This window comes from Erwinia sp. BNK-24-b, from assembly GCF_047456155.1.
GTDB lineage: Bacteria > Pseudomonadota > Gammaproteobacteria > Enterobacterales > Enterobacteriaceae > Erwinia > Erwinia phyllosphaerae.
In genome coordinates this window covers 1825835-1841332 of record NZ_CP179901.1, presented here as the reverse complement: position 1 = coordinate 1841332, position 15498 = coordinate 1825835, and the positions used below count along the sequence as shown (strand labels likewise).

Here is a 15498-nt window from a genome sequence, read left to right as displayed (position 1 = left end):
CAAGCCCGAAAAACTGATGAACGCGCAATCGTTTTCGTTTATACTGCGCGCGCGTTTTTTCCCTCAATCAGGTAGAGATTTATGACAACTCTTGGTACTGCGCTGCGTCCTGCCGCAACTCGTGTAATGCTGTTAGGTTCAGGAGAACTGGGCAAAGAAGTGGCGCTCGAATGTCAGCGTCTGGGCGTTGAAGTGATCGCGGTCGATCGCTATGCCGATGCGCCAGCTATGCATGTCGCCCACCGCAGCCATGTGATTAACATGCTGGATGGCGAAGCATTGAAAGCGCTGGTCGCGCTGGAACGTCCGGATTATATCGTGCCGGAGATCGAGGCTATCGCTACCGATATGCTGATTGAGCTGGAAAAACAGGGCCAGCACGTAGTGCCCTGCGCTCGCGCGGCGCGTCTGACCATGAACCGCGAAGGCATTCGTCGTCTGGCGGCTGAAGAGCTATTGCTGCCCACCTCTTCCTATCGCTTTGCCGATAACGTGGCAGACTTTAACCAGGCCGCGCAGGAAATCGGTTTCCCCTGCATTGTTAAACCAGTAATGAGCTCCTCGGGTAAAGGCCAGAGCTTTATTCGTGAGGCAGGCGAACTGGCGGCGGCATGGGAATATGCGCAGCAAGGCGGTCGCGCCGGTGCAGGCCGCGTGATTGTCGAAGGCGTGGTGAAGTTCGATTTCGAGATCACGCTGCTGACCATCAGCGCCGTCGACGGCATTCATTTTTGTACGCCAATCGGCCACCGTCAGGAAGACGGCGATTATCGTGAATCCTGGCAGCCGCAGCAGATGAGCGAGCTGGCCTTACAGCGTGCGCAACAGGTCGCAGAAAAGGTAGTGACGGCGCTGGGCGGTCACGGCCTGTTCGGCGTGGAACTGTTCGTTTGCGGTGACGATGTAGTATTCAGCGAGGTGTCACCTCGTCCGCACGATACCGGAATGGTCACGCTGATTTCTCAGGATCTGTCAGAGTTCGCCCTGCACGTACGCGCTTTCCTTGGCCTGCCTGTTGGTGCCGTTCGCCAGTATGGCCCTGCGGCTTCCGCCGTCATTTTGCCTGAGCTGCAAAGCAGCAACGTGCAGTTTGCCAGTTTAGATGCGGTGCTGGGCGCGGGCCTGCAGCTCCGTCTGTTTGGTAAACCAGAGATACAGGGCAAGCGCCGTCTGGGCGTAGCGCTGGCAACCGGTGAGAATATTGCAGATGCTGTACAGCGTGCCGTTAACTGCGCGGCTGGCGTGAAGGTCAGCGGCCAGGGCTAAGCAAGCATCGGCCAACAATCAGCCCCTGTTAAGGGGCTGATGCAGGAAATCGTTACGGCGCTGACGGAAAAAGCGTTGTACGGCCCACGCTGTTTAACCTTAGCGCGCGCCTGCCACCGCCTCTTTCGCCAGCTGCGTAATGCGATCGTAATCACCGGACTCCAGCGCATCCGCAGGCACCAGCCATGAACCGCCAATACATAACACGCTCTTTAAGGCCAGATAGTCGCGGTAGTTAGCCGGAGAAATCCCGCCGGTCGGGCAAAATCTTACCTGAGGGAACGGGCCGCCAATCGCCTGTAGCGCTTTTACGCCGCCGTTAGCTTCTGCCGGGAAAAATTTAAACTCGCGCAGGCCATAATCCATGCCGGTCATCAGTTCGGAAACGGTGCTGATACCAGGGATCAGCGGAATCGGCCCTTCTACGGCTGCTTTCAACAAGGATTCGGTCAGGCCAGGGCTGATAGCAAACTTAACGCCCGCGTCAGTCACTTCCCGCAGCTGCTGGCTGTTCAATACCGTTCCTGCGCCTACGATGGCCTCCGGCACTTCCTGAATCATCGCTTTAATGGCATCCATTGCACAGGCCGTGCGTAGCGTCACCTCCAGCACTTTTACGCCGCCCGCAACCAGCGCTTTCGCCATCGGTACCGCGTGCTCCAGCTTATTCACTACGATAACCGGCACGACCGGGCCAGTCTTCAGAATCTGTTCAGCGCTAATTTCCCAGTTACTCATCGTCCTGCTTCTCCTGTCAGGCCTGCCAGCTTACGTTGAGAGCAAGGCGGGCAAAAACGACGCGTGCAGCGTCCGCAAGTGTTCGTTTGCTACCATACAGGATTACGGACGGCTTCGTCCACGTAAGCGCTCGTTTTTTTGAAACAACGGTTCAATTTATGAAGCTCGCTCGCAGTTTGTCCCGCTGCCGCTTTTTTATCGCAGTAAAAACCCCTGCGGCGTTTAAAGATCTTACCGGGCTGCTTATGCCAGACATAAAAAAAACTATGGAGCCTGACGTCTGTTCAACGCAGGCTCCATAGTTCAGGGATGGCATAATTCGCTTTTCTTACGCCGCTGTTGTAAACCTTGCAGCGGCGCAGAGGGTAAACTACTCGAACTCGTTCCAGGAACGGCCATCGCGGGTGATCATGGCTACCGAAGCAACCGGTCCCCAGGTACCGGCCTGATAAGGCTTAGGCGCTTCGTTATCTGCGGCCCAGGCTTCCATAATGGAGTCTACCCATTTCCAGGCTTCTTCCACCTCATCACGGCGTACAAACAGCGCCTGGATGCCCCGCATGGTTTCCAGCAGCAGACGCTCGTAGGCATCCGCCAGATGCGACTGGTTAAAGGTTTCTGAGAAGCTCAGGTCAAGCTTGGTCGTTTGCAGATTGTGCTTGTGATCCAGCCCTGGCACTTTGTTCAGAATCTGGATATCTACCCCTTCATCCGGCTGCAGACGAATAGTGAGCTTGTTCTGCGGCAGTTCCTGCCAGGAATCTTTAAACAGGTTGAGCGCCGGGTTCTTGAAGTAGACCACAACTTCTGAACACTTGGTTGGCAAACGCTTGCCGGTACGCAGGTAGAACGGTACGCCAGCCCAGCGCCAGTCGTCGATATCGACGCGGATAGAGACGAAAGTTTCCGTGTTGCTGGATTTGTTCGCGTCTTCTTCTTCCAGATAGCCGGGGACTTTTTTGCCCTGCACAAAGCCAGAAGTATATTGACCGCGCACGGTTTTATCACGCACGTTAGTATGGTCGATACGACGTAATGAACGCAGCACCTTAACCTTCTCGTCACGGATGCGGTCAGCGCTCAGGTCTGCCGGTGGCGACATCGCAATCATGGTCAAAACTTGTAACAGGTGGTTTTGAATCATATCGCGCATCTGGCCCGCTTTGTCGAAGTAACCCCAGCGGCCTTCGATACCGACTTCTTCCGCCACGGTAATCTGCACGTGGTCGATGGTCCGGTTATCCCAGTTAGCGGCAAACAGCGAGTTGGCAAAACGCAGCGCCAGCAGGTTCAGTACCGTCTCTTTGCCCAGATAGTGGTCAATACGGAAAACCTGGTTTTCTTCGAAATATTCGCCAACCTGATCGTTGATCTCCCGCGAGGTCTCCAGCGAGGTACCCAGCGGTTTTTCCATTACTACGCGGGCAGGCTGCGCGTTCAGTTTGGCCGTTCCCAGCCCTTTACAGATGGCGCCAAAGGTGCCCGGCGGCATGGCAAAATAGTTAATGGTTACGCGCTTCTTCTGATCCAGCATTTTGCCCAGTCGGGTAAAGTGCGCCGCGTCGTTCACGTCCAGATTGCAAAAGTCGAGTCGGCTGCTCAGCTTATCCCACAGCGCTTCGTCGATGGCCTCCTTCATAAAGGTTTCCAGCGCTTCGCGTACGACCTTGGTGTAGGCTGCTTTATCCCAGTCGGCACGGCCAACGCCGATGATGCGCGACTCTTCGTGGATCTGACCGGCTTTTTCCAGTTGATACAGGGAAGGCAACAGTTTCCGGCGTGCAAGATCGCCTTTGGCACCAAAAATTACCAGATCGCAGGCCTGGGCTGTTTGTGTAACCGCCATTCTATTCTCCTCGTTGCAGGATAAGCCCGACCGGTGGATTCCCTCACCGTCGGGCTTTTCTGATTTTCTTTCAATACAATGTACTGCTTTTGCCGGGTCTACGTAAACCTGACAGCGCCTCTCCAGCACAGAGTAGCCAGTTTGCCTAAAATTTGCCGCCCAGGAAGCAGGCAGTTTGTGCTTAATTTTTCCGCCCCTCTGTTTTCAGCAAATCGGGCGCGTTACGCAAACAGACAGTAAAAAGCGGGAAACGACGGCGAAAATGCCCGTTAAAGAAATAAAAAACAAACTTTTACCCGCTACTGGCTTCATCGATTTCACCTTTGTTAGAAATCGACAAAACAGATAAAAAGAGAGGCCCGGAATGGCGGAATAAATTGGCTGTCTGGCATTATTTACGGCCTTTAACCCGGTTCTTTCTGCACCTGAGGAAAATACTTTTTATAGCCGAACCTTAATCGCCCTACAAACAGAAGGACTATTGTCAGGACAAACGACAACGCAAAAGCCATTAATATAATGTTCTGCAACGCCATTTTTTCAGAAAGCAGACTGACCGCCAGTCCGCCAAGCGGAATAGAAAGCAAATTCAGCATGCCTACTACGCCAATCACGCGCGATAAAATGGCCGGTGGAATAACCGTGCTGCGCATGATGCGAATATAGACGCTGAATCCGCCGTCAAAGGCGCTCAGCAGCGCATAGAGCGCAACCCACAGGTAGTAGTTATCCACGACGCCCAGCAGTAAGCCACTAAGTAATATGATTAACAGCGAGCACTGCCCCACCAGGGTAACGCCAAAGCGAAACGAGACTTTCGGGATCAGGTAAAAAAGTATTACGGAAGCCAGCGCGGCGATGCTCTGCATCACCCCCAGCGAGCCAGAGTCCAGCCTGAAATGCTTAAGGATAATAGCCGGAGAGATAGCCAGGACCACGCCATAAATAATATTAACAATCCACGTCATCGCGCAGAGATAAATGATTTTTTTATCTTCAAACAGATATGAAAAAGCGGCCTTATTAGACTTAATGATATCGCCAGGCCTGGCTATTTTTTCTGAGGCTGGTGAAGAGATTGTCAGCGTGAACAAATTGATGGCGGAGAGCAAAAAAAGAACGGCTGACACCAGCAAAATACCGTTAACCTGAGTATGCGAATAAATAACGATGGCAATAGCTGGCCCCAGAATCTGCGAGAACTGTTCAACCGTCTGAATTTTTGCATGTGCTTTAGCATAATCTTCACGCGGCACGTTGGCAGGAATAACCGATTCTATTGATACGAAGTTCAGCACGTAACATAGCGACATCAGGGCCATTAGCGCGGTTAACGCGCCAAAAATGCCGGTTATTTTGATCAGCAGACAAGCTGCCAGTAATGCCACGCAGCGGAAAATATCCAGCGCCAGAAATATCTTTTTGAAGTTCTTCCCTTGCAGCAGCGAACCCGCGATGGGAAAGAAAAGCACCCGGGGTATCCATTCAATCACGAAAGACAAAGCGGATAAGCTGGTAGACCCTGTAGACTTAAGAATGGCCAGAGGGACAGCAAACATCAGAAACTGGTCGCAGAGGGCGCCCAGCCCTCTGCTGATAATAAATTTTTGAAAACTGAAGACGGCCAAAGCAGTTCCTTACCTTTATACAGATACCATCTGAAATGTCTGTTTTGAGAGATCCTGAGCCAGCTCCAGATGCCGGGTAAAAAGCTTTTCGCCCTGCATTTCGCCCGGCCAGAAAAATTCAATTATTCCTTCACGGTTACGCCAGGAGTCCAGCGGATAAACCTGTTGGCCTTTAATAGCCATCACATTAAAGTGCAGGATATTAGCCGGGAGAGTTTGCGGGATGTTGATTGCTGCAATAGTGCCCGTTTCGGCTTTCATAAAAGCAATAGCAGCAATGCCTTTCCCTGACTCGAGATCGCTGGTAAAAACCATTTCCGGATCGATATAGGAAGAGACATGGAGCTGATAAGGATTATAGCCGTACACCTTTTCAACCAGTCCCATGATACTGTCACCGCCGGTTCTGGCCGCAACCTCAATGATCTTTACCTCACCTTCCGCGCTCACTTTGGCTTCAAAATGTGCGATACCGTGCCTGATACCTAATGCGCGACAGGTTTTTTCGGCAAGTTCAATAAGTGTGCGGTTGGAGGTAAAGCGAGAAGGGACAACGTGCCCTAACTCAACAAAATGAGGAGGTGCGCCGAGGTATTTATCGGTAACGCCGATTACCCGACTAAAATCTGGCGTATTGAGTACCTCTACGCTGACTTCAAAGGGAAAATCGATAAATTCTTCCACAATAAACAAGCTTTCGTCAGCGTTAGCCTCGCCATTGATACTTTTCACATCCGCAACGCTTTTATCGAATGCAGGGATAAGCTCTTCTTCGCAGGCTATTTTTATTACGCCCAGGCTGCCCGCCATCAGGCGTGGCTTGATAATAGCCGGATAACCGGTTTGTTCCACGGCAAGGCGTAAGGTCGCTACATCCGAAACCTGAAAATATTTCGGTACCGGTAAACCCGCTTTAAGCAGGCAGTCACGCATAATAAATTTATCTCTGCATCTTTCGACAACAGACATATCATTGTGTGGCAAACCATAATGATTCGCTAAAAAGGAGGCGGTTACTACGGTAAAGTCGTTGGTAGGAATAACCGCAAACGGCGTTCTGCCGGTTAGCTCTTCGTAGCGGATGACTTCCTGCAGTACCTTTTCATGATTTGATATCGGCGCGCAAATATAACCGTCAAAATATTTTAGCGTGTGCGACAGGATATTATTAGTAACGGTAAATACATCCATTCCTTTTGCAGCACGTAATGCACCGGCAAAAGTACGCTCGCGAAAAGGAACTTCTGCGCCTACAAGAAGAATATAATCTCCACGACTGCTCATAACCTACCCTCTGAAATAATTAAATTTTATCTACTGAATACGCTTTTGTTTTTTTATTAATTAGCTCGAATGAATTTCGGCCAGCATCGATACCAGCAATGAATATTTATCAATGTTAAAACAGGGCATTAATAAGATTAATGCCCTTTCAGATTATTTTAACCTGCTCAAGGCCCTGGCAATGCGTATGCCCGCTTCGCGCGCATTATCATTATTAAGCATGGAATAGGATAAACGCAGCGAGTTCTTCTGTGGGTTACGTGCAAAAAATACTTCACCCGGCACGAAGACAACATTTTCCTTAATGCATTCCTGCAAAAGCTGAGAGGCATCAACATTTTCTGCCAGATGGCACCAGAGGAACATCCCGCCGTCAGGCGTATTCCAGGTAATGTCATCACCCAGGTATTCGTGCAGTGATTCAATCAGATAGTCGCGGCGATCTTTATAGGTCGCCTTCAGCATCTCCACCCTTTCGTTGATCCTTCCGGACTCAAGATAATGGGCTGCAATACTCTGGTTCAGCGTGGAGGTGTGCAAATCCAGTGCCTGTTTTGCCACTACCGTTGCCATATGGAACTGTTCCGGCACCGCTAACCAGCCAAGTCTTAATCCCGGTGAGAAGATTTTTGAAAAACTGGACATGTAACACACAGTGTGATCTTTGCCGAAGAGGCTTTGTGCGATGGAGTAGATTGACGGCACCGGGCTGCCGCTGAAACGCAGATGCCCGTAAGGATCGTCTTCAATAATTACCGCACGGTAGCGCTGCGCCAGTTTGGCAATAGTCACGCGCTGCTCGTAGCTGATGGTACCGCCCGTAGGATTGGCAAAATTAGGCGTCAGATAGACAATTTTTACGCCGCCAGCGGCCATCGCCTGTTCCAGCTGGTTTAAATCAATTCCCTCTGCATCATATTGCAGCTCGTCCACGGTAGCATCGCTATAGCCAAACAGCTGTAGCGCCGCCAGATATGTCGGGCGCTCTACCAGAACCCTATCACCCTTTTCCAGAAACACGCGGGCCAGCAAATCAATAGCCTGTTGCGAACCGTTAGTAATAATAATACTTTCTGCGTCGACATCCAGATTGTGGCCTTTATTCCAGCGGGAGAGCTGTTCGCGCAGATGCTCTTCGCCTTCCGTAACGCTGTACTGAAATAGATTTCTGTGTTCACGAGATAAAATATCTCTGAGGATAGTATCAATACCTTCCACATCAATCAGGTCTGTCGCAGGTATGCCACCTGCCAGGGATATAACGCCAGGTATTTTGCTGAATTTAAGCAGCTCTCTTACTGCGGAAGATTTGATACCGGCGGACTTTTTCGAAAGCATTGCTTACTCCCAATCCAGATTTCTGGTTTTAACTATTTTTTATATTACTGTTAAAATCTTGTGACTACAATAACGTTATGGCCGTAATCGTCCCGGTATTGCTGATTTCCTTAAAAAAACCGCCTGCAAAAAAGCAGGCGATCGAAAACGTTTCATGCTCTGCCAATAAGCCCGGCGAACATTTTTTCCACTCAGGATTTATCTACAAATACAAGATTTTTTGAGGATAAAAACTGTGAGTAGATTTTAAGCTTGTCTGCCGCGAGTCGGGTATAGCTGATTATTTTGGTTTCTTCTGAAACTCTGGTCAGAATACCTGACAAGCCCAGAATAACCTCATCCCACTTATCACTTTCCAGGGAAATAACAATATTTTCGCTTTCCGCCACGGCTTCATGCAGATTGGGGCTTATCAGAGCAAAAGGAGAAAGATCGGCCTCCTGAGGATAATAGCCCGTTACCAGGCAAGCGTTATCGGTCAGCGCGGCATCAATTTTTTTCAGATTAGTGACTGTGTCACTGATAATTAAAGTTTTCATATGATTAATAAGTCAGTCCAAGATAGCGTTTTGATTCGTCTGCCGCATGATGGCGGGCCATGTTGGCACTGCCGTACAGGCGCACCATCCAGCGATCGAGACCATTATATCTGGCCACAAATTTTTGCCGTGAGTGCAGCGTCCGCTGGTTTTTAAACAGCAGCATATCGCCCGGTGGCAGCTGGAGGCGATGGTAATTTTTCACTTTTTTGGTCGCTTCCATAAAGACGTTCAGGCTAACCAGGGCAGGATAATCAACCGGGATAACAGTATCCATATCCGTTCTGTTGTAATACATGCCTTCTTTGATACCAAGAATGGCGAGCGGCCCTTTCAGTTCATCGCCGTTAAAAGAAGACGGCATTCTGAAAAAATATTTCTTTTCGCAAAGCTCATCAATGACGTGCTGTTCCAGCTGTGCCAGCACCTCGTCCAGCTCCACGACCTCCGTAAAGACGTCAGGATCGGGCCGGACGCCGTAAAAAGCGAGCACCTCCGGCGAGCCGGAAACGTTGTGGGTCTCTTCGGGGATAATAGGCAGGATAGGATTTGAAACATGCATATCCAGCGTCAGCGCGCTGCCGTGGGAGCTGACTCGCTTTGCCCGTTTACGCGTGGGTACCACATGACGGAATAGAAGCCCCTTATTTTCCCGCAGATATGAGATTGGAAAAATATCGCAGGCGGCAAAAACGGCAAACTGCATGACGCTGGCAATCGGCAGATCTGCATTGTCAACGTAGCCGGTATAGGGCGTTTCTTGTATGTTGTAATCAAAAGGCAGGCCATTAACGCGTAAAATATTACCGTCGCCAGGCATAAATCCATTCAGAGCAGACCAGGTCTCCGGGCTGAGGATATTTTTAACCTCTTGCTTTAATAAGGGTAGCGATGAAAAAAGCGTCTCGTCATCAAACAGACTGAATGTTTCGGCCAGTCGCTTCAGGTTTTGCTGCTCTTCCCAGGAAATCCATACGGTCTCAATCACTGACATTCTCCAATAAATTTAAAAACCAGGTTATCCGCGTTTTAATTACAAATCTTTCCCACAGGTCCAGCCGCCATCCACAACAAAATTAGCGCCGTTGATAAACTGCGAGTTTTTATCGGCCAGCAAATTCACCACGGCAACAATATCCTGTGGCTCGCCCGTGCGGGGAGCGTAAAGACCGCGATTTATTTTTTCCATAATGTCGGGATCGTGAAAATAGTGCTCGGTCATACCTGTGCGGGTAATAGCGGGTGAAACAGAATTACACCTTATCCCCTGTCGACCAAACTCCAGCGCAAATTGCTTAGTCATACCCAGTAAAGCATGTTTAGAAGAGACGTAAGCTGTCCGTTCCGGCTCCGCAAGCATGCCGCTAACGGAAGCAATGTTGACGATACTTCCCTCACTTTTTTGCGCCACCAGCTTTCTGCAGAAGTTTCTGGAGAGCAGAAAAGGTGCGGTAATATTGACTGAAAAGACGTCTGACCAGGTATCCAGGCTTAAATCCAGCAGCGGCACAATCTCTCTGATGCCCGCTGCATTGATCAACAGACTATAATCACCGAGTGAGATATTATTGAAGCTAAAATCGTTCAGCGCATTTAAATTTTTTAAATCTGCTTCAATAAATTCAAAGCTGTCGTGATGAATATCATTTTCCCGATCTAAACCGTAGACCTTATAGTTTTTATCGAGCAGCGAATTAACTATCGCCTGTCCTATTCCTCCGTTACTGCCGGTAACAACAGCTATGTTCTTACTCAAAATCTTCACCTTTTCTTTTCTGGAAGGTCACCAGGATAATGTCCCTGTGCAAGAAATTACGCTCATCGTATTCTTCAGGCACGCTCATTGGTGTCACAGCATGAAAGCAGCGATGGTTCACAACCAGCGTATCGAATGTTTTTCGCATTCTGAGTACGCGGTCGATCTTTTTAGGGTGTTTAGCGATAATGCTCTCCCCGCCGACAAGATCGGCAGAAACATCCACAAGATGCATGAACACCACATCTTCATCATCTTTATGCAACCATGAAGGTGAACTGTAGGCCGGCTCTTTTCCTGCGTTATAGCGGAAAAAGTGGACGCCAATCATCAACTCTTCGACGGGCGGCATATCATCAATATTTTTTACTATATCGATATCTTTTTGCACGATTTCATTAAAGAGCCTGGTATTCAGGATCTCTTCACTGATATTTTGATAGTCTCTTACGACACCGCCGGTAACAGGATTATATCTTTTAGTCTGCTGATAAGGCTCAAACTTGCCGTAACGCAACGTATCATTCTGATAAGCCACCTGGATATAGTTTCTTAATCTGTTGCCTTCCGAATAAGTATCGAGCGGCATTTCAGGGAAACGGGATTTTAGCAATTTAAGCTCTTCATCCTGAATAATGAAGTCTTCGAAGTTTTGGAGGTTGAATTTTGCATGTCCTGTGCCCTGCAAATCCTGAACAATATGATTAATTTCCATTTTTTATCTCTATGTCCACCAGACCACTTTATTCTCGATGTAGCCAATAAATCGCCCTGAGCTAATCCTTTCGTTTTCTACAGAGCTGGTTACGCCATGCAGATAAGAGGCATTCAGGAAATAGAGGTCGCCTGGGGCTAAACGGACGGTGAAGCTGGCAAAGTTATCGGCAAATTCCAGCGGATAAGGATAACCCGTGTCGACAACATCAAACTCCCGGCGAATATTATCGTCCGGGCGACAGTTCCAGACTTTCAGTTCACCACCGTTAGCCGCATCGCAAATACATAGATTTGATGAAATCACATTTTTAGCTTTTGCAATTTCATAACCATCTTTTTCTGCAAATTTCAGTTGGGCGCTGTCATCATGAGGCCACAGAGACATATTGCCGTTATCCAGCCATCTTCTGGTAGTCGCAAAATTAGCATGATGGCTTTTGAAAGCTGAAGGACGATAGCCGATTTTTTCTTGCGTAAAGAAAACTTCCAGCTGTTTGTCCAGATACAAGCTTTGCACATCGTGATCTGAAATACCCTGATATAAATTCAAAACATCAGCATCTGATTCCACCGTGGCCGTGATGTATTCAAGTCCCGTTTTATGAAACTGTGAGGAACCGATTTGTTCTGTTTTTACGAAACCATCATCAGGGCGATGATTGCCTTTAATCTGCATAATTTCATAAAAGTTACTTTTTATTTTTTCGCAGACCGCAGGTTTTACCGCGTTGCGAATAATGTAGAGTACCCGGCCATCCGCGTTTCCTTCCTTGATAATCCGCGCGACTTTATATAAGTCCAGGTCTTTGACATCATCTTCGTAATATTGAAACGACATAAAACCTCGCAAAAGTTGTTTTTCTGTTGTTTCCCTGATCTAAATAATTAATAAATTGTTATAATTTGTTTAATTTCTATCACCCTCGCTTTGACGCGTCAACAACATTAATTTTTCTGTTGTTTATTTAAAATAAACATTGGTTACTATCACCAATAATAAATATCACTGTAAACATAGTTATTACTGGTGATAATTATTTTGCAAGCGTTGCGAATGGCTTGATAAAACACCACAGCCGCTATTATTGGCCAGTAAAAGAGATAAACAGCGGCATTTAATCCTGTGTGCTTGCAAAGCTTCTCCTGCCGCTCTGAGGAAGATGAAAGCGCATTTGACGCTCTCAGCACGTTTGCAGCGCATAAAATTTTCTAACGAATCAGATTAATCGCGTAAGCGCTTCAGGATTTTTATGCGGCATGGCTCCCCCCCTTCAGGCCGACCGGATGCGATAAATTCGTCGAGACTAAGCGGGACAAGATGATGACTTCGGGCTGCTGTGCCAGTATTGTATCCATTGACGGCTTCACCGCCCGCCTTCAGAGCAAACAGAGTGAGAAACAGACCGGCCCGTTAACTGTCTGAACGTCTGTTTTATCAGCACAAATGCGCACAGATGCACCGTTGGCGAGGGTTACTCCTTCACCAGCCGTTTTAAAACACAAGGAACTCTCCATGACTCGACGTTTAAGAAGAACCAAAATCGTTACCACGCTTGGTCCGGCTACCGATCGCGACAACAATCTCGAAAAAATTATCGCAGCTGGCGCTAACGTCGTTCGACTTAACTTTTCTCACGGCACGCCAGAAGATCATATGCAGCGTGCCAGCGACGTGCGCGCGATTGCCGCAAAACTCGGCCGCCACGTTGCTATTTTAGGTGATTTGCAAGGCCCGAAAATTCGCGTTTCAACGTTTAAAGAAGGCAAGGTTTTCCTTAACCAGGGCGATCGCTTTCTGTTAGACGCCAGCCTGAGCAAAGGCGAAGGCGACAGAGAAAAAGTTGGCATCGACTATAAAGGTTTGCCTGCTGACGTTGTGCCTGGTGACATTCTGCTGCTGGATGATGGCCGCGTGCAGCTGAAAGTGCTGGAAGTTCAGGGTATGAAGGTCTTTACCGAAGTGACCGTTGGCGGCCCGCTTTCTAATAACAAGGGTATCAACAAGCTTGGCGGCGGCCTTTCAGCCGAAGCGCTGACGGAAAAAGACAAATCGGATATTCTTACCGCCGCCAAAATCGACGTGGATTACCTGGCCGTTTCCTTCCCACGCTGCGGCGAAGATCTCAACTATGCGCGTCGCCTGGCTCGTGAAGCCGGCTGCGAAGCGAAAATCGTCTCTAAAGTGGAGCGCGCAGAAGCCGTTGCCTCTCAGGAAGCGATGGATGACATTATCCTGGCTTCCGATGTGGTCATGGTTGCCAGGGGCGATTTGGGCGTAGAGATTGGCGATCCGGAGCTGGTCGGTATTCAGAAGGCGCTAATTCGCCGCGCACGCCAGCTTAATCGTGCGGTGATTACCGCCACGCAGATGATGGAATCGATGATCACTAACCCGATGCCAACGCGCGCAGAAGTGATGGACGTGGCGAACGCCGTGCTGGATGGTACCGATGCGGTGATGCTGTCAGCGGAAACCGCAGCGGGCCAGTATCCGGCAGAAACCGTGTCGGCGATGGCAAAAGTGTGTCTCGGCGCGGAGAAGATCCCCAGCATCAACGTTTCCAAACATCGCCTGGACGTGCAGTTCGACAATATTGAAGAAGCGATTGCCATGTCCGCCATGTATGCAGCCAACCACCTGCAGGGCGTCACGGCGATCATTACCATGACGGAATCTGGCCGCACCGCGCTGATGACTTCACGTATCACTTCCGGCCTGCCGATTTTCGCTATGTCACGCCATGAACATACGTTAAACCTGACCGCGCTGTATCGTGGCGTAACGCCAGTCTATTTTGACAGCAACAATGATGGCGTGGTCGCTGCTCACGACGCTATCAACCTGCTGCGTGATAAAGGTTTCCTGATGTCCGGTGACCTGGTCATCGTTACCCAGGGTGATGTGATGAGCACGACAGGCACGACCAACACCAGCCGTGTACTGCGTGTAGAATAAGTTTTGTTCCGCGTTACCGGGCCAGCGTGCCCGGTAGCTTTTCCTCGTCCCTTCTTTCTTTTTATTTCAATAAAAAAGTCATTAACCCTGCACATTCTTGCTGTATGTTGCCGTGTTTTATCCTGTTTGCTTTTTACTGGAAGGAGCCAGAATGCCCTTATTTGTTCCGGTGTCGAGCCTGTCCCGACGCCATCTGATTTTCCCGCTCTCGCTGGTGCTGTTCGAATTTGCCAGCTATATCGCCCACGATATGATCCAGCCGGGCATGCTGCTGGTAACCAGCGAATTTCACGTTGGCCCTGAATGGGTTTCCGCCTCGCTTACCGCCTATTTAATCGGCGGCATCGTACTGCAATGGTTACTCGGGCCGCTTTCGGATAAGGCAGGCCGTCGGCCGGTGATGCTGGCGGGCGTCGCCTTTTTTACGCTGGCCTGTTTTGCCACGCACTGGGTACAGAATATTGAGCAGTTTATTCTGCTGCGCCTGATGCAGGGAACCAGCCTTTGTTTTATTGGCGCGGTCGGCTACGCCACCATTCAGGAAGCCTTTAGCGAATCGCTGGCCGTAAAAATGATGGCGCTAATGGCTAACGTGGCGCTGATTGCACCGCTGGCAGGCCCGCTGGCCGGGGCGGCTTTTCTGTCGATTGGCGAATGGCGCAGCATGTTCTGGCTGTTTGGCGGCGTTGCCGCGCTGGCGCTGGTTGGGCTGTGGCGCACCATGCCGGAAACGGCAGGCGATAAAACGCTGTCGCTGTCGCTTAAATCGCTGGCGGGCGGCTATCTTGCCTTGCTGAAAGATCGTCAGGTAATGGGCGGTTCGCTGGCGATTGGGCTGGTCTCGATTCCCTGTCTTGCGTGGGTGGCGCTGTCGCCGGTCATTTTAATCCATGACGAGGGCCTGACCAGGATGGATTATGCCCTGCTCCAGCTCCCGGTATTTATCGCGATGATTGCGGGCAACCTGACGCTGGGCCGGATTGCAGGTCGGCGGCCGATTGAGTATCCGCTGCGCCTGGCGGCCTGGCCTATTCTTACCGGTCTGGCGCTGGCAGCAGCGGCTAACGCCATCAATTTACATAGCTACCTGTGGCTGACCGCCGGACTGAGCCTGTACGGCTTTGGCACGGGGCTGGTTAACGCCAGTCTTTATCGCCTGACGCTTTATTCCAGCGACGCGGGCAAAGGCGGAGTGGCTGCAATGCTGGGAATGGTGAGTATTATCGTCTTTGCCCTGGGGATAGAGCTGGCGAAAAGCGCCTATTTTCGTGGCAACAGCTTCTGGTTTAGCGCGGTGAACTTGCTTTGTGGGCTAGCCTGGTTCTGGCTGGTGCGGGCATTTTTAAAAGAGCGTAAACGGCGCTCGACCGTCGTGTCGCTGTAGGTCTTTATTTCACTAACGGCTGAGGCAGGTTTTTCTGCCTCGGCCA

At 49.9% G+C, this 15498-nt stretch carries 13 protein-coding genes; 3 read left to right on the top strand and 10 right to left on the bottom strand.

What is annotated here, in order from left to right:
• Positions 1–81 precede the first annotated feature (81 nt).
• On the top strand, positions 82–1266 hold the full coding sequence (purT, locus tag ACMGGR_RS08160; RefSeq protein ID WP_414148617.1) for a formate-dependent phosphoribosylglycinamide formyltransferase: 1185 nt from the start codon (positions 82–84) through the stop codon (positions 1264–1266).
• 99 nt (positions 1267–1365) lie between these two features.
• On the opposite strand, the gene ACMGGR_RS08155 is transcribed toward purT, so the two are convergent.
• From ACMGGR_RS08155 to ACMGGR_RS08110, 10 genes are all read right to left on the bottom strand, one after another.
• Complete coding sequence (locus tag ACMGGR_RS08155; protein WP_246757538.1) at positions 1366–2004, bottom strand: bifunctional 4-hydroxy-2-oxoglutarate aldolase/2-dehydro-3-deoxy-phosphogluconate aldolase; 639 nt, start codon at positions 2002–2004, stop codon at positions 1366–1368.
• A 370-nt stretch (positions 2005–2374) separates the two neighbouring features.
• Positions 2375–3850 carry a glucose-6-phosphate dehydrogenase gene (gene zwf, locus ACMGGR_RS08150; RefSeq protein ID WP_246757539.1) on the bottom strand — a complete coding sequence of 492 codons (1476 nt, stop codon included), beginning with the start codon at positions 3848–3850 and terminating at the stop codon, positions 2375–2377.
• A 404-nt stretch (positions 3851–4254) separates the two neighbouring features.
• Positions 4255–5478, bottom strand: coding sequence for an MFS transporter (locus ACMGGR_RS08145; RefSeq protein ID WP_414148616.1), 1224 nt, complete (start codon positions 5476–5478; stop codon positions 4255–4257).
• Between the two features lie 15 nt (positions 5479–5493).
• Entirely contained in the window at positions 5494–6762 is a 1269-nt protein-coding gene (locus tag ACMGGR_RS08140) for an ATP-grasp domain-containing protein (RefSeq protein ID WP_414148615.1), read from the bottom strand.
• A 153-nt stretch (positions 6763–6915) separates the two neighbouring features.
• Positions 6916–8100 (bottom strand): PLP-dependent aminotransferase family protein, encoded by a 1185-nt coding sequence (locus ACMGGR_RS08135; protein ID WP_414148614.1) that lies wholly within the window; start codon positions 8098–8100, stop codon positions 6916–6918.
• A 191-nt stretch (positions 8101–8291) separates the two neighbouring features.
• Positions 8292–8639, bottom strand: a complete 348-nt coding sequence (locus ACMGGR_RS08130) for a hypothetical protein (protein WP_246757542.1) — start codon at positions 8637–8639, stop codon at positions 8292–8294.
• 4 nt (positions 8640–8643) lie between these two features.
• The gene (locus ACMGGR_RS08125; protein ID WP_414148613.1) at positions 8644–9627 is read right to left on the bottom strand and encodes a TauD/TfdA family dioxygenase; all 984 of its coding nucleotides are present in this window, start codon (positions 9625–9627) and stop codon (positions 8644–8646) included.
• Between the two features lie 45 nt (positions 9628–9672).
• Positions 9673–10395 carry an SDR family NAD(P)-dependent oxidoreductase gene (locus tag ACMGGR_RS08120; protein ID WP_246757544.1) on the bottom strand — a complete coding sequence of 241 codons (723 nt, stop codon included), beginning with the start codon at positions 10393–10395 and terminating at the stop codon, positions 9673–9675.
• Positions 10388–11110: a 2OG-Fe dioxygenase family protein gene (locus ACMGGR_RS08115; RefSeq protein ID WP_246757545.1), complete on the bottom strand. Its 723-nt coding sequence runs from the start codon at positions 11108–11110 to the stop codon at positions 10388–10390. Before ACMGGR_RS08115 ends, ACMGGR_RS08120 begins: the two co-directional genes overlap by 8 nt.
• Positions 11111–11119: 9 nt before the next feature.
• The gene (locus ACMGGR_RS08110) at positions 11120–11950 is read right to left on the bottom strand and encodes a hypothetical protein (protein ID WP_246757546.1); all 831 of its coding nucleotides are present in this window, start codon (positions 11948–11950) and stop codon (positions 11120–11122) included.
• Positions 11951–12625: 675 nt separating this feature from the next.
• Here ACMGGR_RS08110 and pyk point away from each other — a divergent pair.
• Positions 12626–14068 carry a pyruvate kinase gene (gene pyk, locus ACMGGR_RS08105; protein WP_414148612.1) on the top strand — a complete coding sequence of 481 codons (1443 nt, stop codon included), beginning with the start codon at positions 12626–12628 and terminating at the stop codon, positions 14066–14068.
• A 151-nt stretch (positions 14069–14219) separates the two neighbouring features.
• Entirely contained in the window at positions 14220–15452 is a 1233-nt protein-coding gene (locus tag ACMGGR_RS08100; protein WP_246757548.1) for an MFS transporter, read from the top strand.
• Positions 15453–15498: the final 46 nt, after the last annotated feature.